The sequence below is a fragment of the Streptomyces sp. STAM6 genome, assembly GCF_054963715.1.
Genome location: NZ_JBUEFZ010000015.1, coordinates 70797 through 95922 on the forward strand (window position 1 = coordinate 70797; position 25126 = coordinate 95922).

The 25126-nt window shown below is 71.1% G+C and carries 22 protein-coding genes and 1 tRNA gene; 12 read left to right on the forward strand and 11 right to left on the reverse strand.

All coding sequences use genetic code 11. The features are described 5' to 3' along the window. Positions 1-2: 2 nt before the first annotated feature. Positions 3-995 (reverse strand): SMI1/KNR4 family protein, encoded by a 993-nt coding sequence (locus ACY34K_RS19440; protein ID WP_462748697.1) that lies wholly within the window; start codon positions 993-995, stop codon positions 3-5. Positions 996-1224: 229 nt separating this feature from the next. Here ACY34K_RS19440 and ACY34K_RS19445 point away from each other — a divergent pair, with 229 nt between their 5' ends. Next, positions 1225-1737 (forward strand): YwqJ-related putative deaminase, encoded by a 513-nt coding sequence (locus tag ACY34K_RS19445; protein WP_462748698.1) that lies wholly within the window; start codon positions 1225-1227, stop codon positions 1735-1737. A 10-nt stretch (positions 1738-1747) separates the two neighbouring features. Continuing rightward, on the forward strand, positions 1748-2236 hold the full coding sequence (locus ACY34K_RS19450; protein WP_462748700.1) for an SUKH-3 domain-containing protein: 489 nt from the start codon (positions 1748-1750) through the stop codon (positions 2234-2236). Positions 2237-2412: 176 nt separating this feature from the next. Here the strand turns inward: ACY34K_RS19450 and ACY34K_RS19455 are convergent, their stop codons facing one another. Further along, positions 2413-3819: a sensor histidine kinase gene (locus tag ACY34K_RS19455; RefSeq protein WP_462748702.1), complete on the reverse strand. Its 1407-nt coding sequence runs from the start codon at positions 3817-3819 to the stop codon at positions 2413-2415. Positions 3820-4009: 190 nt separating this feature from the next. Here ACY34K_RS19455 and ACY34K_RS19460 point away from each other — a divergent pair. The 7 genes from ACY34K_RS19460 (at position 4010) to ACY34K_RS19490 (ending at position 9683) form a co-directional block, all read left to right on the forward strand. Beyond that, positions 4010-4080: transfer RNA gene (locus ACY34K_RS19460), tRNA-Gln, on the forward strand. Positions 4081-4187: 107 nt separating this feature from the next. After that, complete coding sequence (gene glmU / locus ACY34K_RS19465) at positions 4188-5639, forward strand: bifunctional UDP-N-acetylglucosamine diphosphorylase/glucosamine-1-phosphate N-acetyltransferase GlmU (protein WP_462748704.1); 1452 nt, start codon at positions 4188-4190, stop codon at positions 5637-5639. A 109-nt stretch (positions 5640-5748) separates the two neighbouring features. Continuing rightward, on the forward strand, positions 5749-6726 hold the full coding sequence (locus tag ACY34K_RS19470) for a ribose-phosphate diphosphokinase (protein ID WP_462748706.1): 978 nt from the start codon (positions 5749-5751) through the stop codon (positions 6724-6726). A 211-nt stretch (positions 6727-6937) separates the two neighbouring features. Next, positions 6938-7531, forward strand: coding sequence for a 50S ribosomal protein L25/general stress protein Ctc (locus tag ACY34K_RS19475; RefSeq protein WP_462748707.1), 594 nt, complete (start codon positions 6938-6940; stop codon positions 7529-7531). 96 nt (positions 7532-7627) lie between these two features. After that, positions 7628-8224 (forward strand): aminoacyl-tRNA hydrolase, encoded by a 597-nt coding sequence (gene pth, locus ACY34K_RS19480; RefSeq protein WP_462748709.1) that lies wholly within the window; start codon positions 7628-7630, stop codon positions 8222-8224. 55 nt (positions 8225-8279) lie between these two features. Further along, the gene (locus ACY34K_RS19485; protein WP_462748711.1) at positions 8280-8750 is read left to right on the forward strand and encodes a hypothetical protein; all 471 of its coding nucleotides are present in this window, start codon (positions 8280-8282) and stop codon (positions 8748-8750) included. A 249-nt stretch (positions 8751-8999) separates the two neighbouring features. Continuing rightward, positions 9000-9683: an LAETG motif-containing sortase-dependent surface protein gene (locus ACY34K_RS19490; protein ID WP_462748713.1), complete on the forward strand. Its 684-nt coding sequence runs from the start codon at positions 9000-9002 to the stop codon at positions 9681-9683. Positions 9684-9745: 62 nt separating this feature from the next. On the opposite strand, the gene ppc is transcribed toward ACY34K_RS19490, so the two are convergent. Further along, on the reverse strand, positions 9746-12487 hold the full coding sequence (gene ppc / locus ACY34K_RS19495) for a phosphoenolpyruvate carboxylase (protein WP_462748715.1): 2742 nt from the start codon (positions 12485-12487) through the stop codon (positions 9746-9748). Between the two features lie 216 nt (positions 12488-12703). Between ppc and ACY34K_RS19500 the strand changes: the two genes are divergently transcribed. Then, the gene (locus ACY34K_RS19500) at positions 12704-13669 is read left to right on the forward strand and encodes an acyl-CoA desaturase (protein ID WP_462748716.1); all 966 of its coding nucleotides are present in this window, start codon (positions 12704-12706) and stop codon (positions 13667-13669) included. Beyond that, positions 13666-14340, forward strand: a complete 675-nt coding sequence (locus tag ACY34K_RS19505; protein WP_462748717.1) for a TetR/AcrR family transcriptional regulator — start codon at positions 13666-13668, stop codon at positions 14338-14340. Before ACY34K_RS19500 ends, ACY34K_RS19505 begins: the two co-directional genes overlap by 4 nt. A 192-nt stretch (positions 14341-14532) precedes the next feature. Here ACY34K_RS19505 and ACY34K_RS19510 read toward each other — a convergent pair whose 3' ends face one another. Continuing rightward, the gene (locus ACY34K_RS19510; RefSeq protein WP_462748720.1) at positions 14533-15360 is read right to left on the reverse strand and encodes a trans-aconitate 2-methyltransferase; all 828 of its coding nucleotides are present in this window, start codon (positions 15358-15360) and stop codon (positions 14533-14535) included. Positions 15361-15492: 132 nt separating this feature from the next. On the opposite strand from ACY34K_RS19510, the gene tamR reads away from it, so the two are divergent. Then, on the forward strand, positions 15493-15990 hold the full coding sequence (gene tamR, locus ACY34K_RS19515) for a MarR family transcriptional regulator TamR (RefSeq protein ID WP_290109911.1): 498 nt from the start codon (positions 15493-15495) through the stop codon (positions 15988-15990). Here tamR and ACY34K_RS19520 read toward each other — a convergent pair. From ACY34K_RS19520 to ACY34K_RS19550, 7 genes are all read right to left on the reverse strand, one after another. Beyond that, positions 15949-16713 (reverse strand): LuxR C-terminal-related transcriptional regulator, encoded by a 765-nt coding sequence (locus ACY34K_RS19520; RefSeq protein ID WP_462748815.1) that lies wholly within the window; start codon positions 16711-16713, stop codon positions 15949-15951. The genes tamR and ACY34K_RS19520 overlap by 42 nt on opposite strands. A gap of 318 nt (positions 16714-17031) precedes the next feature. Beyond that, entirely contained in the window at positions 17032-18174 is a 1143-nt protein-coding gene (gene galK / locus ACY34K_RS19525; protein ID WP_462748722.1) for a galactokinase, read from the reverse strand. Next, positions 18171-19148, reverse strand: coding sequence for a UDP-glucose 4-epimerase GalE (galE, locus tag ACY34K_RS19530; RefSeq protein WP_462748723.1), 978 nt, complete (start codon positions 19146-19148; stop codon positions 18171-18173). The genes galK and galE overlap by 4 nt, the downstream gene beginning before the upstream one ends. Next, positions 19133-20188: a galactose-1-phosphate uridylyltransferase gene (galT, locus tag ACY34K_RS19535; protein ID WP_462748725.1), complete on the reverse strand. Its 1056-nt coding sequence runs from the start codon at positions 20186-20188 to the stop codon at positions 19133-19135. The genes galE and galT overlap by 16 nt, the downstream gene beginning before the upstream one ends. Positions 20189-20342: 154 nt before the next feature. Continuing rightward, positions 20343-21032, reverse strand: a complete 690-nt coding sequence (locus tag ACY34K_RS19540; protein ID WP_462748726.1) for a helix-turn-helix transcriptional regulator — start codon at positions 21030-21032, stop codon at positions 20343-20345. A 230-nt stretch (positions 21033-21262) separates the two neighbouring features. Next, on the reverse strand, positions 21263-23062 hold the full coding sequence (locus ACY34K_RS19545; protein WP_462748727.1) for an outer membrane protein assembly factor BamB family protein: 1800 nt from the start codon (positions 23060-23062) through the stop codon (positions 21263-21265). Positions 23063-23147: 85 nt separating this feature from the next. Continuing rightward, positions 23148-25034: an outer membrane protein assembly factor BamB family protein gene (locus ACY34K_RS19550; RefSeq protein ID WP_462748730.1), complete on the reverse strand. Its 1887-nt coding sequence runs from the start codon at positions 25032-25034 to the stop codon at positions 23148-23150. Positions 25035-25126 lie beyond the last annotated feature (92 nt).

Below are 25126 nucleotides of genomic sequence, written 5' to 3' on the forward strand. Positions count from 1 at the left end.
CGTCACCCCTCGTCCGAAACCGGGACGGCACGCGCGAAGCCGCCGTCCACCATCAGGTTCGCCACCGTCTCCAGCTCGGGCGGATTGCCCGCCAGCCGCTGCAGGAACTCGTCGAAGTCCGCGCCGCACGGCAGCAGCAGCCGCTCCATCCGGTCCTGCACCGTCCACCCGGCCGTCTCGCTGACATCACGCGCGTCGTCATAGGCGCAGAACCACACCGACCCGGTGCCCGCGCCCCGCACCTTGACGGCGAGGATGCCGCCCTGGACGAACGCGACGCCCAGGTAATCCTTCGTCAGGTGGTCCCGCAGACACTTGTTGACGTAGACGAGGTCGTTGACCGCGGCCTCGTCGCGCACCGTGAAGAACGGCTGGTCGACCAGGAGCCCCAGCTCCGCGTCGAGCGCGGCGCCGACCGGCGCGCAGCCACCGGCCGCCTTCAGGAAGGAGCGGTACGCGCCCGGCAGGCGGTACCCCAGGTCCTCCTCCACGCCCTGCAGCTGCGTCTCGGACACCGACACCGCGCTCTTCGGCAGCCCGAAGTGCGCGGGCCGCGTCTCCTGCAACGGCCGTGTGCCCCGCTTGTCCTGGTCCACGGCGGTCGTGGCCAGCCCGCCGTGGTGCCGGAGCAGCGCCTTGACCTCGACCGGCACGAGTTCCATGCGGCGGGTGTTCGCCACGTGGTGCCAGGTCCAGCCGTGCGGCGTCGCGACCGAGGGAATCGTGTCCCACAGCTCGTGCCCGGTCGCGGCCAGCGCGGCGTTCGCCGACACGTAGTCCGTCAGCCGCAGCTCGTCGACCCCGAAACCCTCCGGCGGGTCGGCGATCTCCGCGGCCGCGCGCGCGTACGCCGAGAAGTCCGGGTGACCGTGCTCGTCCACCCGCACACCTCTGGGATGCCGGGAGGCGCGTACCGGGTCCGGGAAGTGCACGACCTGTCCGGCGTAGGCCGCGTTCGGTGGCGCGGCTGGCTGCCCGAGCCGACCTGTCGTCATGGCGGATGCCCCCTGCTGCTGCTGGCTGGTTCCGCACAGCCTATGCGGTGGGGCGACGGGGGGAACCTGCCCTCCGTTTCAGTGACCAACCGTCACCCGCAGGTGACCCATCGACCATCGGGCGACACACCGGTCACACGTTTCAGCGCCCCCGCTTCCCCATCCGCTCACCCATTTGGCAGGCTGTGGACCGCAACTCGGGGGATTGCAGAGGGGACGACGAACTTCCATGCACACAGCGCAACCAGGCACGACACCCACGGCAGGCGATCCACGCCTCAGCTGGAGCAGCACCACCCCCAACCGTGCCCCCGCGCTCCGCCACCGCCGCGACGGCATCCTGCCCACGGTCGGCGCGGCCCTGTCCGTCCGCGGCGAGACCCTCACCTGCACCGCGGGCCGGGGTCATCAGCCGCCCGTCCTGCACCCCCTCGTGCAGGACTTCCTCGACACCCTCACCAGCGGGCAGCGCGAACGCTTCACCGGCCGGTGCCCGGAGGCGATCCTCCTCTCCCGCCATCTGACGGCCACCGAGACGAACCGGTCCAAACGCGCCCAGAAGAAACCCCTCAGCCAAGGCGAGGCCCGGCGCTCACTCAAGAACGCGAAACTGACCGCACGCCGCATCCGCGAGGACGGGGACCCCCTCCACGGCAGCTACGCCGCCCCCTGCCGCTCCTGCGCCGCACTCCTCGCCCACTTCGGCGTACGCTCCGTCGACCCGACCGCCCAGAACGGCTGACCGCACGCACATGCCCGACCTGAACACCACCCGCTTCCCCGTCGCCGTGGACGCCGCCCTCCGGGATGCGGGGTGGCAACCCGGCCGCTGGGACATCAAGCAGGCCGAACAGTGGGCCGACACCCTCCGCGCGCACATCTCCCCCGCGGGACACCGGCACTCCGTGTTCCCCGCGGCCGTGGAGGCCTGGGCGGAGTTCGGCGGCCTGCACGTCGCCGCACCCGGCCCCGGTCGGCAGATCGCCCCCGCCTCCGTCCGCTTCGACCCCCTCGCGGGACTCCACCTCGCCCGCAGCCTGGCCGACCTCGGCCGCGCCCTGGAGACCGAGATGGCCCCCCTCGGCGAGGAGTCCGACGGCCAGGCGATCCTCGCCATCGACGCCGAGGGCCGCGTCTACAGCCTCGACCACGCGGGCGACTGGTACCTGGGACCCGACATCGACCAGGCGCTCGGCACACTCGTCACCGGCACCCGGCCCGAACGCCTCAGTTCCCCCTGACCCGCCGACGGCCACGACCCGGCCCGGCGCCCCTGGGCCTGGGCGGCGCTCACCGTCGCCCCCCGAGTCCCGCCCCAGCACCCGGCCGGGCGGCCGACGACGCCTCGGGCGACCACGGCTCGGACCAGCGACGGCAGAGACAGCGACAGGCAGGGACAGCGACAGGCGGTGACAGCTCAGGCGGCGGCCGCGGCCACCGGCAGCACCGCGGAGACCTTGAACCCACCGTCGTCCGTCGGGCCGGACACGAACACCCCGCCGAGGGCCGTGACCCGCTCCCGCATACCGACCAGGCCGTTGCCTCCGCTCGGCAGTCCGGCATCCGCCGCCGCACCGTCCGACGGACCGTTCTCCACCTGCATGGCGACCTCCTCCGCCCGGTGCGCCAACCGCACGACCACCTTCGCGCCCGCCGCATGCTTGTGGACGTTCGTGAGGGCCTCCTGCACCACGCGGTACGCGGTCCGCTCGACGTCCGGCCCGTACGTCCGGGCCTCACCCATGACCAGCAGTTCCACGACCGTCCCGGTCTGACGCGACTGCTCGACGAGGTCCTCCAGCGCGTCCAGACAGCACCCGTCGTCGGCCGCCCGGCCGGCCTGACCGCCACCCGCACCAGCCGCACCGCCGGCACCCTCCGCACCGCCCGCCGCCGACGCGGCGGCCGCGGCGGCCCGGCCCACCGCCGCCAGCGGCACCGGCTCCCGCGCGGGAGCGGACGCCGACACGGGCGCCACGGACCCCGGGGCGTCACCCTCTCCCGCGCGCAGCACCCCCAGCATCTCCCGCAGCTCCGTCAGCGCCTGCCGGCCCATGTCGCCGACCAGGGCCGCGTTCCTGACCGCCTTCTGCGGGTCCTTCAGCGCGACCGCCTGCAGCGCGGCCGCGTGCACCACCATCAGGCTCACCCGGTGCGCCACCACGTCGTGCATCTCACGAGCGATACGCGTGCGCTCCTCGGTACGCGCCATCCGCGCCCGCTGCTCCGCACGGTCGGCCAGCAGCGACAGCTCCTGCTCCAGGCTGTCCGCCCGCTCCCGCAGACTCTCCATCAGCCGCCGCCTGGCCCCTATGTACAACCCGAACAGCACCGGGGGCGCGGTCAGCCCGAGCGACAGGAACACCGACATCAACGGCACGTACCAAGGACCCGGGTCGAAGTCGGCGGAGGCGATGTCCTGGCTGACCCGGAGACAGGTCACGATCCCCGTGGCGGCCAGCGACATCCCCGCGAGCGCGGTGATGATCCTCCGGGGGACCTCCGAGGCGGCGAGCGTGTACAGCCCGACGACCCCCATCAGAAAGCCCATCTCGGCGGGTGTCACCGCGATCCCCACCAGGACCACCGCGATCGGCCACCGGCGCCGCACCACCAGCACGGACCCGACGACCAGGCCGAAGAGCACCCCGGCAGGCACCGGCAACCCGGCGTTGTCCGCGAACCCGATCCCCTCGGCCGCACACTCCAGGGCCGACAGAACCCCGAGCGTCACGTCCAGCACGGCACTGCGCCGCCGTTCCCACCACCACCAGCCGCGAGCGGTCGTGCCCACAGCGTCCTGGTGTGCCCCCGTTGTGGTCATGTCTCCCAGCGTACGGGCGGGGGCCACTCATTTTCCGGTCGCCAGATCCAGTACGGGGCGAACCTGATGACTCCGGCGGAAGCAGTCCTGTGGGGCGCTGATTTGTACCGTCGCATCGAAGGCTCTTGGTACGGCATAGTAGGGGCTGCGCTTGCGGCCGATCCAAGAATCGGACATAGGCGATAAACAATCCCGGATCGTCTAAAGGTAGGACAAACGGTTTTGGTCCGTTGAATGAGGGTTCGAGTCCTTCTCCGGGAGCTCCACATTCGGGTCCCGACCTCACGGTCGGGACCCGCGCTTATTTCACCCCGGAAACCCCCCGGTATCCTGCGAATGTCCACCACCCGAAGCCGAAGGGCATTCCCGTGAGCGCCAACCGCCCGGCAGCCGTCGTCGTCCTCGCAGCGGGTGAGGGCACCCGCATGAAGTCGAAGACCCCCAAGGTCCTGCATGAAATCTGCGGGCGTTCGCTCGTCGGACACGTCGTCTCCGCCGCGCGCGAGCTGACCCCCGAGCACCTGTGCGTCGTGGTCGGGCACGCCCGTGAGCAGGTCACCGCGCATCTCGACGAGCACTACGCCGGTACCCGGATCGCCGTGCAGCACGAGCAGAACGGCACCGGTCACGCCGTGCGGATGGCTCTGGAGGAGCTGGGCCCCCAGGCGCTCGACGGAACCGTGGTCGTCGTCTGCGGGGACACCCCGCTGCTGTCCGGCGAGACGCTGGCCGCCCTGGCCGGGACGCACGCCGCCGACGGCAACGCCGTCACCGTGCTGACCGCCGAGGTCCCGGACTCGACCGGGTACGGCCGGATCGTCCGCGACCCGGAGACCGGTGCCGTCACCGCGATCGTCGAGCACAAGGACGCCACCCCGGCGCAGCGCGCGATCCGTGAGATCAACTCGGGAGTGTTCGCGTTCGACGGCCAGCTGCTGTCCGACGCGCTCGGCAAGGTCCGCACCGACAACAGCCAGGGTGAGGAGTACCTCACCGATGTGCTCGGCATCCTGCGTGAGGCGGGGCACCGCGTGGGGGCCTCGGTCGCCTCCGACCACCGCGAGATCCTCGGCATCAACAACCGGGTGCAGCTCTCCGAGGCCCGCACGCTGCTGAACCAGCGGCTGCTGGAGCGGGCGATGATGGCGGGCGTGACCGTGGTCGACCCGTCCTCGGTGCTGGTGGACGTGACGGTGACCTTCGAGCGGGACGCCGTGGTGCACCCGAACACGCAGCTGCTGGGTGCCACGCACCTGGCGGAGGACGCCGAGGTCGGCCCGAACAGCCGGCTGAAGGACACCAAGGTCGGCAAGGGCGCCCGGGTGGACAACACCGTGGCGGACGGCGCCGAGGTGGGCGAGGCGGCTACGGTCGGCCCGTACGCGTACCTGCGTCCCGGCACCCGTCTCGGGCTGAAGGCCAAGGCCGGTACGTACGTGGAGATGAAGAACGCCACGATCGGCGAGGGCACGAAGGTGCCGCACCTGTCGTACGTCGGCGACGCCACGATCGGCGAGTACAGCAACATCGGCGCGGCGAGCGTGTTCGTGAACTACGACGGCGAGAGCAAGCACCACACGACGATCGGTTCGCACTGCAAGACGGGCTCGGACAACATGTTTGTGGCTCCCGTCACGATCGGGGACGGTGCCTATACGGCGGCCGGCTCCGTGATCACCAAGGACGTGCCCGCGGGTTCGCTGGCCGTGGCCCGTGGTCAGCAGCGGAATATCGAGGGTTGGGTGGCCCGTAAGCGGCCCGGCAGCGCCGCCGCGCAGGCCGCTGCCGTGGCGTCCGAACAGGCCGACGGCGAAAGCTGACCGGAAACAGGTGCGCCGAACTCGGCGTACCGTGATACGTGCACACAAATTCGGCTGGTTCGCGCGACAGTGGCTCGCGGCCAGAGAACACGTCTGAGGAGACAGTGCTGTGACCGGGATCAAGACGACCGGCGAGAAGAAGCTGATGCTCTTCTCCGGCCGCGCCCACCCCGAGCTGGCCGAGGAGGTCGCGCACCAGCTGGGTGTCGGTCTCGTGCCGACGAAGGCTTTCGACTTCGCCAACGGTGAGATCTACGTCCGGTTCCAGGAGTCGGCGCGTGGTGCGGACTGCTTCCTGATGCAGAGCCACACAGCTCCCATCAACAAGTGGATCATGGAGCAGCTGATCATGATCGATGCTCTGAAGCGGGCCTCGGCCCGGAGCATCACCGTGATCATCCCGTCGTACGGCTATGCCCGGCAGGACAAGAAGCACCGCGGCCGTGAGCCGATCTCGGCCCGTCTCATCGCCGATCTGCTGAAGTGCTCGGGAGCGGACCGCATCCTCACGGTCGACCTGCACACGGACCAGATCCAGGGCTTCTTCGACGGTCCGGTGGACCACCTGTCGGCGCTGCCGGTGCTGGCGGACTACGTCGGCGCGAAGGTGGACCGGAACAAGCTGACGGTCGTCTCTCCCGACGCGGGCCGTGTGCGGGTCGCCGACCGGTGGTGCGACCGTCTGGACGCGCCGCTGGCGATCGTCCACAAGCGCCGCGACAAGGACGTCGCCAACCAGGTGACCGTGCACGAGGTCGTGGGTGAGGTCGAGGGCCGCGTCTGCGTCCTGGTCGACGACATGATCGACACGGGTGGCACGATCTGCGCCGCCGCCGAGGCGCTGTTCGCGCACGGCGCGGAGGACGTCATCGTCACCGCGACGCACGGCATTCTGTCCGGCCCGGCGGCCGACCGTCTGAAGAACTCGAAGGTCAGCGAGTTCGTGCTGACGAACACCCTGCCGACGCCCGGCGAGCTGGAGCTCGACAAGATCACGGTGCTGTCGATCGCGCCGACGATCGCGCGGGCCGTGCGCGAGGTCTTCGAGGACGGTTCGGTGACGAGCCTCTTCGAGGAGCAGGGCTGATCGGCCACTGAGCAACCGGTCGACAAGGCCGCCCCGACCGTGTGTCGGGGCGGCCTTTCGCTTTCGGTTAAGCTGGTGTAGTTGCTCGGCGAGGGAGGCCGCATCGATCAGGTGCGGCGGTCCGTTATCGACGCGCTCTTCGTAGCAGGCCAAGTCCAGTCGTGGCCGAGTGACCACGACCGCTTTCCGTTACTGCATACGAGGAGTGCACATGTCCGAGGTGAAGATCACCGCCGAGACCCGCACCGAGTTCGGCAAGGGTGCGGCCCGCCGCATCCGTCGTGACCACAAGGTTCCGGGTGTTCTGTACGGCCACGGTTCCGACCCGCTGCACCTGACGCTGCCGGGCCACGACCTGCTGATGGCGCTGCGTACGCCGAACGTCCTGATCGCCCTGGACATCGACGGCAAGACCAACGAGCTGGCGATCCCGAAGGCCGTGCAGCGCGACCCGCTGAAGGGCTTCCTGGAGCACGTCGACCTGCTCCTGGTGAAGCGCGGCGAGAAGGTCACCGTCGAGATCCCGGTCGCCACCGAGGGCGAGCTGGCCCCGGGCGGCAACCTGATCGAGCACGTGCTGAACGCGCTGCCGGTCGAGGCCGAGGCCACCCACATCCCCGAGTCCCTCTCGGTCTCCATCGAGGGCCTCGAGGCCGGTGCCTCCGTCCTCGCCAAGGACATCACCCTGCCGTCGGGCGTCACGCTCGCCGTCGAGGAGGACACCGTGGTGCTGCAGGTCCTCGCCGCGCAGGCCGAGGAGCCGGCCGCCGAGGGCGCCGAGGGCGAAGAGGCCGCCGAGGCCTGAGCCGTAGGCTCTGCTTGACGGGGTGGCGGGCTGTGCCCGCCACCCCGTTTCCCTGTGTTCTCCGCCGGATGGCGAGCAAGCGAGGAGACTGACCGTATGACGACGGACGCCAGCGCCCCCTGGCTCATCGTGGGCCTGGGCAATCCGGGGCCCGAGTACGCCGCCAACCGGCACAACGTCGGCTTCATGGTGGCCGATCTCCTCGCCGAGCGGATCGGCGGGAAGTTCAAGCGCGCGCAGAAGGCGCAGGCGCAGGTGGTCGAGGGCCGGATCGGGCCGGCGGGGCCCGCGAGCCGCCGGGTGATCCTGGTCAAACCGATGTCGTACATGAACCTTTCGGGTGGCCCCGTGACGGCGCTGCGCGATTTCTACAAGGTGACGACGGCGAACATCGTCGCCGTCCACGACGAGCTGGACATCGACTACGGGACGCTGCGGCTGAAGCTGGGCGGGGGGGACAACGGGCACAACGGTCTGAAGTCGATGACGAAGGCGATGGGCCCGGACTACCACCGGCTGCGGTTCGGTATCGGCCGGCCGCCGGGCCGGATGCAGGTCGCGGACTTCGTGCTGAAGGACTTCTCCTCGGCCGAGCGCAAGGAGCTCGACTACTTCGTCGACCGGTCCGCCGACGCGGTGGAGTGCCTGGTGACGGAGGGTCTGGAGCGGGCGCAGTCGGCGTACAACAGCTGACCTCCGGCGGACCGAAATTGACCGCGGCCGGTCATATCCCTGAGGATCGCGCCCCATGAGCACCAAGCGGACTTCCATGCTCCCGTACGCCCGGAACGTGGCCATGGCCCTGGTGGCGCTGCTTCTGGTGGTGGCCGGGGCCTGGGCGTCGTGGGGTACGGCGCAGCACATACTGCTGTCGAAGGGCCGCGAGCACGGCACCCTGACGGTCACGGGCTGTTCGTCGGACACCTGTACGGGCCGGTACGTGCCGGAGGGGCCTCGGGGTGCCCCCCGTACGGACATGACCATCGAGCATTCGGTCGCCGTGGAGAAGGGCGGGCGGTATCCGGTGGTGGTGAAGCCGGACACGACCGAGCTGGTGCGCACGGGCTGGCCGGGCGGCCTGCACGCGTGGCTGCCGCTGGGTGGCGCGCTGCTCCTGGCCGCGCTGGTGATCGGGGGTGGCCTGCGGCTGCCGCGGCTGGCGTGGATGTCGGCGGCGGCGGGCGGGGCGCTGCTATTGGGGACGTTCTTCGCGCTCTGAGGGTTTTCGGGCGAATCTCCTCCGCGGACCGTGTCCCGGGCCGATGCCGGGGATCGACTGCGGGGCTCGCCGCGGGATTGGTGCCGACCGGGCCGGAACGACGCATTCACTGAATCGTTATCCGGATCATTGGGGCATGTGGCGGTGGTCGGTACGGAAGCCGTAATAGGTGTCTTGACCACGCCGACGCAGCCACAGGAAGCTGAGCCGCCCCCCACGGCATCCCTCTTCTCTCACGTTGGACTGCCCATGCGCACCTTCATTCCCGCCGGCGCACTGATGGCCGCCGCATCCTGCTCGCTGCTGTTCGCCCCTTCCGCGCTGGCGACTCCGCCCGGTGACAACGGCACGGTGAAGATTCACGACGCCACCACGGGCGAGGAACTCCGCAAGAACGAACCGCACGTCTGCACCTTCTACCTGGACGCCTTCGGTTTCGACGCGGGCCAGAAAGTCGACTGGCACATCGAGGCCTGGGCGCCCACCGCCGACGTCAAGGGCGAGACGGTGAAGTCCGGCCTGCTGACGCTGGACGCCGACGGTCACGGCCGCACCGCCGACCTGTCGCTGCCCGACGGTCACTACAAGCTGTTCTGGAACTTCGACGGCGAGAACGGCCGGGCCAAGCACAAGGTGTTCTGGACCGACTGCGACGACACCAAGCCCGGCGACGAGCCGGACAAGCCGGCGGAGGAGCCGGGCGGCAAGCCGTCGGACACCCCGTCCACGCCGGCCGGTGAGGAGCCGGCCGGCTCCCCGGCCCCCGCGGACTCGACACCGGCCCCGGCTCCGTCGGCGAAGGACTCGTCCGGCGACCTCGCCGAGACGGGCAGCTCCGCGCCGGTGGGCGTGCTCGCGGGCGTCGCGGCCGCGCTCGTCGCGGGCGGCGGCTACCTGGTGGCGCGCCGTCGCAAGGGTCAGCAGGAGCACTGATACCGCGCATGCGTGAGGGGGCGCCCGGATGAATCCGGGCGCCCCCTCTTCGCGTGCGCGCGTCAGCCGGTGTTGCGCAGACCGGCGGCCACACCGTTGACCGTCAGCAGCAGCGCCCGGGCGAGCAGCGGATCGGGCTCCTCACCGCGCTCGACGGCCGACCGCTGGCGGGCGAGCAGCGCGACCTGGAGGTAGGAGATCGGGTCCAGGTAGGCGTCGCGGATGGCGAAGGTCTGCTGGAGGACCGGGTTGGAGTCCAGCAGCCGCTCGCCGCCCGTGACGCGCAGCACCTCGCTGACCGTGAGCGCGTGCTCGGCCTCGATGTCGTCGAAGACGTGCCGCAGGTTCTCGGGGACGAGGGTCTCGACGTAGTGGCGGGCGATCCGCAGGTCCGTCTTGGCGAGGGTCATCTCGACGTTGGACAGGAAGTTGCGGAAGAAGTGCCACTGCTCGTACATCTCGTCGAGCACGGCGTCACCCTCCTGCCGCAGGCCCCCCTCGCGCAGCGCCTTGAGGCCCGAGCCGACCCCGAACCAGCCGGGGACGATCTGCCGCGACTGGGTCCAGCCGAAGACCCACGGGATGGCGCGCAGTCCGTCGAGCGAGACGCCCGAGCCGGGGCGGCGGGAGGGCCGCGAGCCCAGGTGCAGGTCGGCGAGCTGGTCGACGGGTGTGGAGGCCAGGAAGTACGTCGGCAGGTCGGGGTCCTCGACCAGCTTGCGGTACGCGGTGTGGGCAGCGTCCGAGATGGTGTCCATGGCCGCGTCCCAGCGGGCGAGGGCCTCGTCGGACTGGCGGGGCGCCGTGTGCAGTGCCGAGGCCTGCAGGGTGGCGGCGACCGTCAGCTCCAGGTTCTCGCGGGCCAGCGACGGGATGAGGTACTTGTCGGAGATGACCTCACCCTGCTCGGTGACCTTGATCTCGCCCTCCAGGGTGCCCCAGGGCTGGGCGAGGATCGCGTCGTGCGAGGGACCGCCGCCGCGGCCGACGGTGCCGCCGCGGCCGTGGAACAGCCTCAGGCGGACGCCGTAGCGGTGGGCGACGTCGCGCAGGCGGCGCTGGGCCCGGTGGATCTCCCACTGGCTGGTGGTGATGCCGCCGAACTTGGAGGAGTCGGAGTAGCCGAGCATGACCTCCTGGACGTCGCCGCGCAGGGAGACGAGGCGCCGGTAGGAGGGGTCGGCGAGCATGCCGTCGAGGATGACGTCGGCGGCCTTGAGCTCGTCGGTGGTCTCCAGCAGCGGCACGATGCCGATCTTGGCCCAGCCGCCGTGCAGGTCGATGAGCCCGGCCTCGCGGGCGAGGACCGCGGCGGCGAAGACGTCGTCGGCGCCCTGACACATCGAGATGATGTAGGACTCGATGACCTCGGGCCCGAACCGCTCGAAGGCCTCCTTGACCGCGTGGAACACGCCCAGGGTCTTCTGGCCGGCCGCGTCGAGCGGGGCGGGCGTCGGGGCGAGCGGGCGCCGCGAGCGGAGTTCCTTGGCGAGGAGCTTCTGCCGGTAGTCGCGCGGCATGTCCGCGTACCGCCAGGACTCCTCGCCGAGGCGGTCGAAGAGCTGGCCGAGGGCGTGGTGGTGGGCGTCGGCGTGCTCGCGGACGTCCATGGTGGCGAGCTGGAGGCCGAACGCGGCCAGGGTGCGGATGGTGCGGTCCAGCCTGCCGTCGGCGAAGAGGCCGCCGCGGTGCTCGCGCAGCGAGGTCTGGATGAGGGTGAGGTCGGCGAGCAGCTCGGCGGTGCCGAGGTAGTCGCGGCCCTCCTCGTGGGGGGTCCCCTTGGCCAGGCGCTCGCGGGTGTTGACCAGCTTCTGGCGGATGCAGGTGGCCTTGAGCCGGTAGGGCTCCTCGGCGTTGAGCCGCTTGTAGCGGGGGCTGATCTCGGGCAGCCGTTCGAGGTCGAGCTGGAGCGAGTCCAGCAGTTCCTCGGTGGCACCGGCGTACCGGATGGAGTTCGAGAGCAGGGCGCGCAGCGAGTCGACGGCTTCGAGGGCGTCGGTGATGCCGTGCTCGTGCTGGAGGATCAGCACCTCGCGGGTGACATCGGGGGTGACGTTGGGGTTGCCGTCGCGGTCGCCGCCGATCCAGGTGCCGAAGGTCAGCGGACGGGTGCCGGGCGGCAGCTCGATGCCGACCCGCTCCAGCTCCGCGGCGAGGTCCTCCAGGACGTCACCGACGGCGTTGGCGTGCAGCTCGTCGAGGTAGTAGATCGCGTTGCGGGCCTCGTCCGTCGGCTCGGGCCGTACGACCCGCAGCTCGTCGGTCTGCCAGATCAGGTCGATGGATTCGGCCAGGCGCAGGTCGTGGCGGCGCCGGTCGGAGGCGATGACCGGGGTCTCCAGCAGCTCGGCGACACGGCGGAGCTTGTTGAGGACGGAGCGCCGGGCGGCCTCGGTGGGGTGGGCGGTGAAGACGGGCCGCACGTTGAGGTTGCGGACCGTGTCACGGACGTGCTGGGGGTCGCCGTCCTTGAGCATGTCGGCGGTACGGGCCAGCAGGCCGCCCTCGGCGGCGCGCTTCTCGCGCATCTCCCGGCCGCGGTGGACCTGCTCGGTGACGTTCGCGAGGTGGAAGTAGGTGGAGAACGCCCGTACGAGCCGGGCGGCTGTCTCCAGGTCGGTGTCGCCGAGCAGCGCTGCTGCGGCCTCGCCGTCCTCGCGCGTAAGGCGGCGGACCTTCTCGACGAGTTCCAGAAGCTCTGGTCCCTCCTGCCGCACGAGCGTCTCTCCGAGGAGATCGCCCAGTCGGCGGATGTCGGAGCGCAGTTCTGCGCTGGCGGAAGTGGTCTGGTCGGCACTGCTCACAGGTGCGGCTCCTTGCAGTGTTTGAGCACGTCTGGAGGGGTACTGAAAGCTTGCGGACCGCGCTGTCCGACGACACCCAGGATAGGTGTCCATTTCCGTGGCGCTGTCCTCAGCCCTCTTGCCGCGCGCTTCCGCACTGCCATACTTACGTCGCCGTAGGTTACGGAACCGTAGCCAGGCCTTCCCGTTGTAACCCTCACCCCCCAGGGGACACCTATGACCACAAGTCCCGAGGTGCTCGAAACCGCCCCGGACCTGCCCTCCGCCACGCTTGGCGGGGACAACAAGCGCTCGATCGAGCAGATCACGCTGCTTCTGTTCATCACGGTGCCCTTCCTCGCCCTGGTCGCGGCCGTGCCGCTGGCGTGGGGCTGGGGGGTGAGCTGGCTGGATCTGGGCCTGCTGGTGGCGATGTACTACATCGGCTGTCACGGCATCACGATCGGCTTCCACCGGTACTTCACCCACGGCGCCTTCAAGGCCAAACGGCCGCTGCGCGTCGCCCTGGCGATCATGGGGTCGCTGGCCGTGGAGGGCCCGCTGGTCCGGTGGGTGGCCGACCACCGCAAGCACCACAAGTTCTCGGACGCCGAGGGCGACCCGCACTCCCCGTGGCGGTTCGGCGAGACGGTGCCGGCGCTGATGAAGGGCCTGTGGTGGGCCCACATCGGCTGGATGTTCGACGAGGAGCAGACCCCGCAGCACAAGTACGCCCCGGATCTGATCAAGGACCCGATGATCCGCCGGATCTCGCGGCAGTTCGTGCTCTGGACGGTGCTGTCGCTGGCGATCCCGCCGCTGGTCGGCGGCCTGGTGACAATGTCGTGGTGGGGCGCGTTCACGGCGTTCTTCTGGGGCTCGCTGGTGCGTGTCGCGCTGCTGCACCACGTCACGTGGTCGATCAATTCGATCTGCCACGCGGTCGGCAAGCGTCCGTTCAAGTCGCGTGACCGCTCGGGCAACGTGTGGTGGCTGGCGGTGCTGTCGTGCGGCGAGTCGTGGCACAACCTGCACCACGCCGACCCGACGTGCGCACGTCACGGCGTGATGCGCGGGCAGATCGACTCCAGCGCCCGGCTGATCCGCTGGTTCGAGATGCTGGGCTGGGCGTACGACGTGCGCTGGCCCACCGCCGCCCGTATCGAAGCCCGGCGCAAGGACCAGGCCGCGGAAGCGGCATGATTGAGGACGTGGCGATCGACGGCAGTAGCACCAGCAGCGACAAGCCCCGCCGGGGGCGCAGGGTTCGGATGACGGGCGCGGAGCGCCGTCAGCAACTGCTCGACGTCGGTCGCACGCTTTTCGCCGAACGAGGGTTCGAGGGCACGTCGGTGGAGGAGATCGCGGCGAAGGCCGGGGTCTCCAAGCCGGTGGTGTACGAACACTTCGGCGGCAAGGAGGGGCTGTACGCGGTCGTGGTGGACCGCGAGATGCGCCAGCTCCTCGACATGGTGACCGGGGCCCTGACCGCGGGCCATCCGCGTGAGCTGCTGGAGCAGGCGGCGTTCGCCCTGCTGGACTACATCGAGACGTACACCGACGGCTTCCGGATCCTGGTCCGCGACTCGCCGGTCGCCCAGTCGACGGGCACGTTCGCCTCGCTGATCTCCGACATCGCCACGCAGGTCGAGGACATCCTGGGGCTGGAGTTCAAGGCGCGCGGCTTCGACCCGAAGCTGGCGCCGCTATACGCGCAGGCGCTGGTCGGCATGGTGGCGCTGACCGGCCAGTGGTGGCTGGACGCCCGCAAGCCCAAGAAGGCGGAGGTCGCGGCGCACCTGGTCAATCTCGCCTGGCACGGCCTGGACGGCCTGGAGCCGAAGCCGCGGCTGATAGGGCACCGCAAGAGCTAGGCGCTTCTTCCCGCTCGCGAGCCCGGCAGGATGCGAAAGAAGCGCCCACGGGCATCCCCCAGGGGTTCCCGGCGGATCGGGGGCCGCGGTCAGGGTGACGCGGGCCCGGCGTGATCCGCCGGACACCCCGTGAGGGCTCCGGGCCGGCTCGCCCGGCCGTCGGCTCGCGGGCGGCGCGGATCACCGCCGGCGTCAATCCCTGCGGTGGGCGACGGCGAAGATCCGCCGGAAGGGGAAGACGGTGCCGTGCGGGCCGGGTGGATAGGCCTTGCGCAGCAGGTCCCGGTATTGGGCGAGGAATTCGGCCACGGCCTCGTCGTCGCCGTCGAGCGCGGTGATGACGGGGCGCAGGGCCGTGCCCTTCACCCAGTCGAGCACCGGGTCCTCACCCTGGAGGAGCTGTGAGTAGACGGTCTCCCAGACGTCCACCGCGCAGCCCAGGTCGGTGAGCCGGCCCAGATAGTCGGCGGGGTCCAGGACGTGGACGAACCGGCGGCCGTGATCCCGCAGGCGGGACCGCCATTGCGGGGTGTCGCAGAGCTCGCCGAGCAGCGCGTGGCTGGGCGAGTTGAAGTTGCCCGGGACCTGGAAGGCGAGGGTGCCGCCAGGAGCGAGCCCGTCGAGCCAGACGGGGAAGGACTCCGGGTGGTTGGGAACCCATTGCAGAGCGGCATTGGAGATGATCAGGTCGTACCGCTCGTCGGGCGTCCAGTGCGCGGCGTCCGCGGGGCGGAAGTCCAGCCAGCCGCCGCCGGGCGTGGTGCCCGCGTAGTGCTTCTCGGCCTGTTCCAGCATGTCGGGTGAGAGATCCAAGCCGGTGATCCGCGCATCGGGCCAGCGTTCGGCGAGGAGGGCGGTCACATTGCCGGGACCGCACCCGATGTCGGCGATTCGGGCGGTCCGGCCGTCCGCGGTGGCCGGCAGTTCGGGAACCCGTGCGAGCAGATCCAGAAATGGACGGGTCCGGTGACTTGAGTGACGCAGATACTGATGTGGATCCCATGTTGGTGCGGAATGCATTTTTCTTACCCCCTTGCTGGAACGAAAGTCCGAAGCGGAGCGGTCTCCCGGGCGCGTCATGCCCAATAGTCCAGCGAAATATATCTTGACATCAAGAGACTTCACATCGACAGATCCCCTACACTGATCGCCATGGAGGACGAGGTCGACCGACTGGTCGCAGCATGGCGCCGCGAGCGCCCCGACCTCGACGTGGAACCGCTCGAGGTGCTCAGCCGCGTCTCCAGGCTGGCCCGGCACCTCGACCGCGCCCGGCGCCTCGCCTTCTCCGAGCACAACCTGGAGCCCTGGGAGTTCGACGTACTGACGTCGCTTCGCCGGGCCGGGGCGCCCTACCAGCTCTCCCCGGGCCAGCTGCTCACCCAGACGCTGGTCACCTCGGGGACGATGACCAACCGGATCGACCGCCTCGCCAAGAAGGGCCTCGTCGAGCGGCTGCCCGACCCCAGCGACCGGCGCGGTGTCCTGGTGCGGCTCACCGCCGAGGGACGGGACCGGGCGGACCAGGCACTCGCCGGGCTGCTCGCCCAGGAGCGGGCGATCCTGGCCGAGCTGTCCCGCGCCCAGCGGGCCGAACTGGCGGCGCTGCTACGCCAGCTGACCGCCCCGTTCGACAACATCCCCGGCTAAATCGGCCGGCCCCACTCCCGCCCTGCGGGCCAGCGCCACCGCCGCGAGCGTGGAGTGCACACCGAGCTTCCCCAGCACGTTCTGCATGTGTGTCCGCACGGTGTGGGGGGAGAGGAACAGCCGCTCGGCGACCGCCTTGCGGCCCAGGCCGGCGACCATGCAGCGCAGCACCTCGCGCTCCCGCGGGGTCAGCGACTCCACCAGCCGCTCGCTCTCCGTGCGGTGCTTGCGGGCCGCCGTCAGCTCGCGCAGCACGCCGGTGAGCAGCGCGGGCGGGAGATGCGTCTCGTCGCGCAGTACGCCGCGGATCACCGCGAGCAGCCGCTGCAGCGAACAGTCCTTGGCCACCCAGCCGGAGGCGCCGGCCTGGAGCGCCAGAGCGGCCCGCCGGGGGTCGTCCTTCTCCGCCAGCACGACCGTGCGTACGCCGGACTGGGCCGAACGGACCCCCGTCACCAGTGAGATGCCGTCGACGATGCCCTCCGCGCCGCCGTCCGGGACGACCCGGGCCACCGCCGGCGCGGCCGCCGTGCCCAGGTCGGCGTCGACCAGCAGCACGTCGAACCTGCGGCCCTCGGCCGTCGCCCGTTCCAGGCAGCGCAGAGCGGCGGGGCCGCTTCCGGCCGCCGCGACGTCCACGTCGGGCTCGGCCGCCAGTGCGGCGGCGAGTGATTCGGCGAAGATGCGGTGATCGTCCACCACCAGAACCCGGATACGGACCACTGACACCCCCATGCGTCGAGAAGCGGACCAGCTGCGGGTACGGCGCCCGGAGATGAAGTCCCAGTGGTCGTCGCACGGCCGCCGCCGTGCAGTGACTGTTACCCCGCCCCGAGCGTCGTACCCGACTGTCTCGCCCCCTGATCAGCACCGGCCCCCACCGGCGCTGTGCATCAGAGTACGGGCGGGCGGCCGTCCCGGAAGGTGATTTGCGGAACTGACCGGCGGAGGTGTTTTCGATGTGCCGTCTGTGCGGTAACGGGACGAAAGCACACGGCGGTTGGTCGGCAGCAGGTGCGTGAAGCCCCGGTCCGGCGCCCCTCAGGCGAGCCGGCGCGCCCCCGCCGAGGGGACCGCCGGGAAGACGCGCGGGGCCGTCAGGCCCTCGGCCGCGAAGGCCGCCACGACCGCGTCGGACACCGTGTCCGCGGCCGTGGCCTCGGCGAGCACGATCGCCGAGCCGCCGAAACCGCCGCCCGTCATACGGGCTCCGAGCGCCCCGGCGGCGTTCGCGACGGAGACGACCAGGTCGAGTTCCGGGCAGGAGACCCGCAGATCGTCGCGGAGCGAGGCATGGCCCTCGGTCAGCACGGGGCCCACCGCGCGGAGGTCCCCCGCGTCCAGGAGCGCGATCGTCCGCCGCACCCGGTAATTGTCGGAGACGACGTGCCGGACGCAGGAGCGAACCGTTTCGTCGGTCAACCGGGAGAGCGCCTCGGACAGGTGCGCATACTCGATTTCACGCAGCGTGCGGACCCCGAGCGCCCGCGCGCCCGCCTCGCATCCGGCGCGTCGCTCGGCGTACGCGCCGTCACCGAGCGCGTGCTTCACCCGGGTGTCGACGACCAGGAGCCGAAGGCCCCGCGCGGCGAGGTCGAAGGGGACCTGGCGCTGCGACAGGTCCCGGGTGTCCAGGTACAGGGCGTGCCCCTCCGTGCAGCAGGCCGACGCGGTCTGGTCCATCACGCCGCACGGGACGCCCACGAACGCGTTCTCCGCGCGCTGGGCGAGCAGGGCCAGCTCCGGGCGGGACAGCCCGAGCCCGAACAGGTCGTTCAGCGCGAGCGCGGTGACCACCTCCAGCGCGGCGGACGAGGACAGCCCGGCGCCGGTGGGGACGGCCGAGGAGAGATGGATGTCGGCGCCGGTCACGGCGTGTCCCGCGTCGCGCAGTGCCCAGACGACGCCCGCCGGGTAGGCCGCCCAGCCGGTGTCGCCGAGCGGCCGCAGCTCGTCGGCGGCGAGCCGGACCACGCCCTCGCCGACGTCGGCCGAGTGGACCCGAAGCTCTCCGTCGTCCCGGCGGGAGACCGCGGCGACCGCGGTGTGCGGCAGGGCGAGCGGCATCACGAAGCCGTCGTTGAAGTCGGTGTACTCGCCGATGAGGTTGACCCGGCCGGGGGCCGCCCAGACGCCCTCGGGCGCGGCCCCGTACAGCTCCCGGAAGCCGTCCGCGACGTTCATCGGCCCGCCTCCCGGTGCCGGGCGAACTCCCAGGCGTCCGCCACGATGGCCGCCAGGTCGGGGCGGGACGGTTTCCAGCCGAGCCGGTCGCGGGCGGTGGCGGCCGAGGCGACCAGGACCGCGGGGTCGCCGGGGCGGCGCGCGGCCATGACCTCCGGGACGGGATGGCCGGTCACCCGGCGCACGGTCTCGACGACCTCGCGGACCGAGAAGCCGTTGCCGTTGCCGAGGTTGCAGATCAGGTGCTCGCCCGGACGGACCTCGCCCGTGGTCATCGCCTCCATCGCGAGGAGGTGCGCCTCGGCGAGGTCGGCGACATGGATGTAGTCGCGTACGCAGGTGCCGTCCGCCGTCGGGTAGTCGTCGCCGTGGACGGAGATGGCGGGGCGCCTGCCGAGGGCGACCTGGAGGAGCAGGGGGATCAGATGCGACTCGGGGTCGTGGCGTTCGCCGCAGGTTCCGTACGCGCCCGCCACGTTGAAGTACCGCAGCGACGTGGCGGCCAGGCCGTGGGCGGCGGCCTCGCCGGTGATCATGTGGTCGACGGCGAGCTTGGAGGCCCCGTAGGGGCTCGTGGGGGCCGTGGCATCGGTCTCGGTGAGGGGAGTGGAGACCGGCTCGCCGTAGGTCGCGGCGGTGGACGAGAAGACCAGCCTGCGCACACCCGCCGCGCGCATCGCGGCGAGCAGCGCCATCGTGCCGCCCACATTGTTCGACCAGTACTTCTCGGGGTGCACCATCGACTCGCCGACCTGGGAGAACGCGGCGAAGTGCAGCACCCCGTCGTAGCCCGCGTCCAGGTGGAGCGCGGCGTCCTGGACGCGCCCCTCGACGAAGCGCGCACCGGCCGGGACGCCCTCGCGGAAGCCCGTCGACAGGTCGTCGAGCACGGTCACCGCATGTCCGGCCTCCAGCAGGTGCGCGGCCACCACACCGCCGACGTAGCCGGCCCCGCCCGTCACCAGATATCGCATCCGCTCGCCACCTCTCGCAGTCGCCGGGCCGCCGTCTCGGGCGGCACGTCGTTGATGAACACACTCATGCCGGATTCCGAGCCCGCGAGGAACTTCAGCTTGCCGGAGGTCCGTCGGACGGTGAAAAGCTCGAGATGCAGCGCGAACTCCTCGCGCCGCGTGTCGCGCAACGGCGCCTGGTGCCAGGCGGCGATGTACGGCGTCGGTGGCTCGCCCGGGCCGAAGATCCGGTCGAAACGTCTCAACAGTTCCAGATAGACCTGTGGGAACTCTGTGCGCGCCGCGTCGTCCAGGGCTCGCAGGTCGGGCACCCGGCGCGTCGGGTAGAGGTGCACTTCGTACGGCCAGTGCGCGGCGTAGGGGACGAAGGCGATCCAGTGGTCGCCCTGGAGGACCACCCGTTCGGCCTCGTCGCGTTCCCGCCGGACGAGGTCGTCGAAGAGGTTGCGGCCGGTCTTCTCGCGGTGTGCGGCGGCGGAGCGCTGCATCAGCGCGGTGCGCGGGGTGGTGAAGGGATAGGCGTAGATCTGGCCGTGCGGGTGGCCGAGGGTGACGCCGATCTCGGCACCGCGGTTCTCGAAGCAGAAGACCTGTTCGACGTGCGGGAGTCCGGCGAGTTCGGCGGTGCGGTCGGTCCAGGCCGCCAGGACCAGGGCGGCGTGCTCCTCGGTGAGGTCGGCGAACGAGGCGTCGTGGTCGGGGGTGAAGCAGACGACCTCGCAGCGGCCGGACCCGCCGGCGAGCGAGGGGAAGCGGTTCTCGAAGACCACGACGTCGTAGTCGCTGTCGGGGATCTCGCTGTGCCTGCCGTCGCGGGATGGGCACAGCGGGCATGCGTCGGCGGGCGGGTGGTACGTGCGGCCCTGGCGGTGCGAGGCGATGGCGACCGCGTCGCCGAGCAGGGGGTCGTGGCGGATCTCGGAGGTGGTGGAGATCGGGTCGAGGGGCCGCCGGTCGACGGCCTCGCGGAGGGTCCCGTCCCGGGAGTCGTAGTAGACCAGCTCACGTCCGTCGGCGAGCCGGGTCGACGTCTTCTTCACTCCGGGCTCCTCACGGCCGCTCCAACATAACCACACACAAGAAACCACAATCAAACATCGCCGGTCAACAGGTGCCACCGAGCCCACTCACGGAGGCGGAAACGACAAAAGGGCGGCGGAAGATCCGCCGCCCACAGGCACTCGACCGGGAAGCTCAGAGGAAGTCGGGACTCTTCGGCAGGTCCGCGGCACGGTCCAGCAGACCCGTGCGGGCCGCGAGCGCGGCCGCCTCCAGCCGGGACCCGACGCCCAGCTTCATCAGCACCCGCTGCACATGCGTCCGCGCGGTGCTCGGCGCGATGCCCATGCCGGCCGCGATCAGTCGGGTGTCCTCGCCCTCGGCGACCCGGACCAGGACCTCCACCTCGCGCGGGGTGAGCAGCTGCAGGAGCCGCTGCCCCTCGTCGTCGGGCTGCGCGGCCGGGTTGAGCAGCTCGGTGAACGCCCCCTGGAGCAGTTGCGGCGCCACGGCCGCCTCTCCCGCCCTGGCCTTGATCATGGCGCGCTCGACGCCCTCGATGCGCTCGTCGTGGCGTACGTACCCCGAGGCGCCGGCCGCGAAGGCCGCGGCGATCCCCCGCGGGCTGGGCACCGGCCCGAGCACCACCACGGCCACCTGCGGCCGCTCCCGCTTGATCCGCACGATCGGATCGAAGACGCCCGGCTCGGCAGGGGTGGCCGTGCCCATCAGGCACACCTCGGGCGCCCGGTTCACCACGAGCTCCGCCGAGCCCGCCGTGGGCGCGGCCGCCGCGAGCACCCGGTGCCCGCGCAGCTTCAGCGCCGAGGCGAGCGCCTCGGCGAGTAGTCGGTGGTCATCGACCACCATGAGCCGCACGCCCATCGAGCATCCCCCCACTCCCCCGGGACCGGCCCCCCGCCGCCCCCAGCCCTGTTGCCCCGGCAAGCTACACGCTTGTTCGACATTGCGCGCCCCTTACTTGTCAGAAGCCCCCCAGAATGTCGAATTCTTCGTCAAACAGGGCTACTTGCGGCTCACGAAGTGGACGGCCCGGCACATCGCGGGTGCGATGTGCCGGGCCGTCCGGAGCGTGTCGACCAGCCGTCGGCGGGTCAGTTGGTGGTGTACGACAGCACCAGGTACTTCTTGTCGCCGCCGGTCGTGGTCTGCTTCGACACCAGGTCGTCGGCGATGAACAGCCGGCCCGAGGCGTAGCGGATCTCGGAGGACTCCAGCGAGAAGCTGCGCTCCGCGTCACGGACCGCCTCGTCCGCCGGATTCTCCATCAGCACCGTCTGCTTGAAGCTGCCGCCGTCGATGCTGACGATCTGTCCGCCCTTGTCGTACGGCGGGATCTTGTAGGCGATGATGTTGCCGCCGTCCATGCGGATCGGGAACAGCGTCGAGCGTTCGCCCGCGTCGGCCTTGTCGCTCGTGGCCTTTCCGGTGGCGAGGTCGAAGGAGACGATCTCGTTGGTGTCGCCGTACTCGCCGCTGCCCTCGTGGGCCTCGGTGGGCAGGTAGAGCCGGCCGTTGCCGACGACGACCCGGATGCAGGACTCCACTTCCTGGTCGCACTCGGCCGAGAACCGGTCGCCGGGCGCGGTGATCTTGGACTTCAGCTTGCCGGTCTTCTCGTCGATCACGAAGAAGTCGGAGATGCCCGAACCGTCACCGGCGGTACGGCCGACGTCGGCGGAGACGACCAGCGGCTTGGTGGAGACGATGCCGACGTACTCCACACCGGCCGGCATCTTGTACGAGGAGAGCGGCGCGCCCGTGGCCGGGTTGAGGTTCTGCATGAGGACGTACTGGCTCTCGTACGGGCCGCACTTGCGGGCCGCGACGAGGGCGTCACCGCCGCCGTAGCCCATGTCGTAGCAGTTCTCGGCGTTGTTCTCCGGCTGCCAGAGCTGCTTGCCGGTGGCGAGGTCCCAGGCCGCGCCGCCGTCGGTGCCGCCCGCGGCGACCGTGCCGGCGCCGATGGTGATCTCGTTGAACTTCACCTTGTCGTCACCGGCGGCGCTGCCGGAGACGGACTTGCGCCACAGCAGCTTGCCGGTGTTGAGGTCGACGGCGCCGACCTCGGTGCACGGCTGGAAGTACCGGGGCGCGACGGCCTTGGCGGGCTCGAAGGCGATCGCCGTCTTGTTGTCCTTGGTGGTGTGCTTCGACGCGGCGCAGATCTGGCCCGGGAGCGGGAGCGTCCAGACCGGGGTGCCCTTGTCGAGGTCGTAGCCGACGAGCGAGTTGAACGCCGGCTTGACGTACACCTTGTCGGTGACCCAGGAGCCGCCGAAGTCCGTGATGTCGGGGACCTTGGGCTGCGGGTGCTGGAAGGCCACCCTGCTCTTGACGTTGGCGGGCGCCTTCTCCTTGCCTCCGCCGCCGGCCGGGTTCTTGTCGCCGCCACCGCCCTGCGTGGCGCCGGAGCTGGTGCCCTTGGCGTCGTCCGTCTTGTCGTCGCCGCTGCTGGAGGCGTACCAGACGCCACCGGCGATGATCAGGACCACCGCGACGGCCGCGGCGATGATGATCTGCATCTGCGTGGACAGCTTCTTGCCGCCGGAGCCGCCGGGCTGCGGGGGCATCGGCTGCTGCATGGGCGCCGTCGGGTAGCCGTAGCCGTACTGCGGCGGCTGCCCCGGGACCTGGGCCGGCTGCTGCATGGGCGCCGTCGGGTAGCCGTAGCCGGGGGGCTGGCCGGGCGGGGGCGTCTGCGGGTATCCGTACGCCGGGTTCTGCGGCGGCGGGGTGGGCGCGCCGAAGCCGCCCGGGGCGGGGGCCCCGGGGGGAACGTCCTGCGGGGCGCCGAAGCCTCCCCCCTGCGGGGGCGGGCCCTGCGGCGGGCCGGGCGGCTGGTTCGGCGGCGGCCCGGGGGGCTGGTTGGGCGGCGGCGGTGGCTGCGTCATCGTGTGCGTACCTCTGGGACTCTGCGGAGGGGACGGAGGGAAGGGGGGACGTCGGGGCCCGGGGCGGTGCGTCGGCGGGACGCGGTCACTTGCCGAAGCCCATCATCGTCTTCGTCTCCTTCTCCTCCTGGTCGTTGCGCGCGCTGACCCGGCCGCCGGCGATGACGAACCGGCCGTTGTCGTAGGCGTACGACGGGTCGTAGAAGTCGCGCTCGATCTCGGCCGTCGACGCCGGGTGCTGCAGCAGCACCTTGGGGCTGCCGCCGGTGGGGGCGAGCGTGGCGACCGCGCCGCCGCGCTCCCGCGAGGCCTCCATGTAGACCAGGACGTTGCCGGCCTCCATGCGCAGCGGGGTCATGGTCTTCCCCTCGCCCGCGGGCGCGCGCCACTTGGGCTTGCCGGTACCGAGGTCGAACGCCACGACCTCGTTGGTGCCGTCGACGAGCTGGGTGGGCTCCGTCGACATGTAGAAGGTGTTGGCGTCGGCGGCGACGCCGGTGCAGCCTTCCAGGTTCTGGCCGAAGACGATGAAGGTGCCGCCGCACTTGGGGCGGAACTTGTCCTTCTTGTCGCTCACGAGCGCCGAGCGGAACTTGCCGGTGTCCGTGAGGGCGACGATGTTCCAGCTCTTCTTCGCCTCGTTGGTCAGGGAGATGACCAGCGGGCTGACCGAGTAGACCTTGTCGACCTCCCAGCCGCGGTTGACCTTGTAGGTCCACTTCGGCTTGCCGGTCTTGGGGTCGACCTCGCTGACCTCGTGCTGCGGGTTGTTGTAGTCGTCGACGGGGCAGCTGGAGGCGGCGATGAGCTTCGCACCGCCCGCGAACGCGAACGGCTTGCAGCCGTCGGCCGGCCGGCCGAAGAGCTGCTTGCCGGTCGTCATCGAGAAGCCGTACGAGTTGCCGGTGCCGGCGGCGGTCACCGTGTCGCCGCTGATGGCGAGGGTGATGTCGGACAGAGCGCTGAAGCCGGTGCCCTTCGGCACGGGCGTCTTCCAGCCCGCCTTGCCGGTCTTGAGGTCGATCTGCTGCAGGACGGCGCAGTCGGCCTTGTCGGTGGTGCCGTCCTTGACGCCGATGACGAGCGCACCGGCCGGCGTGGCCGAGACGGGCGCGGCGCAGACCTCGGCGCTGAACGGCACTTCCCACTTCTTCGCGCCGTCGGACATGGAGTAGCCCGCGACGCTCTTGTACATGGCCTTGACGACGGTGTCGCCGACGATCCACGGGCCGAACACGTCCGAGCCGTTGCGCGGCAGGTCCACGTCGTTCTTGACGAGGAACTGCACCTTCGCCTCGCCCGGCTTGCGCCCGGCGTTGAGGTCGTCGTCGGCATCGCGGCCGTCGCCGCTGCCGTCGCCCTGGTCGACGGACTCGGAGCCGTTGGGCTTCGGCGGCGCGGAGTGGGAGCCCTTGGCGTCGGGCTTCCCCTCGTCGCTGTCACTGCCCACGGCGAACCAGACGCCGCCGCCGACGACCAGCAGGCCGGCGACCGCCGCGCCGATGATGAGGCCGGGCTTGCCCTTGAAGAAGCCACCGCCGCCGTTGCCGGGCGGGGTGGGGGCGCCGGGGTACTGCGGCTGGGTCGGGAACCCGCCGTAGGGGCCCGGCTGCTGGCCGTACGGTCCCGGCTGCGGGGCGTACGGGCCCGGCTGGCCGTACGGGCCGGGCTGCTGCTGGCCGGGAGCCTGCGGGTAGCCGTAACCGGGCTGCCCGGGAGGAGTCTGCGGATAGCCGTATCCCGGCGCGCCGGGCGGCTGGGCGCCGGGCAGCGGGCTCTGCGGCGGAGGGCCGGCCGGGGCCGACGGCGCGCCCTGCGGCGGCGCGGGCGACTGCGGCGCGGCCGGCGGGACCGGCGGCATCTGCGGCGGGACCGGAGGCTGGGCGGGCTGCTGCGGGAACCCCTGCTGCGGGTCCTGCGGGGACCCGAAGCCGCCCCCCTGCGGCGGTTGCTGGCTGGGCGGCTGACTCATCAGCGCTTCCCCCTTCGTGCGGTCCGCTGGCCGACCGGTCTCCCCCGCGATTCCGGCGCGCACGTACCGCCGGAAAGGAGCGAATCGGACAT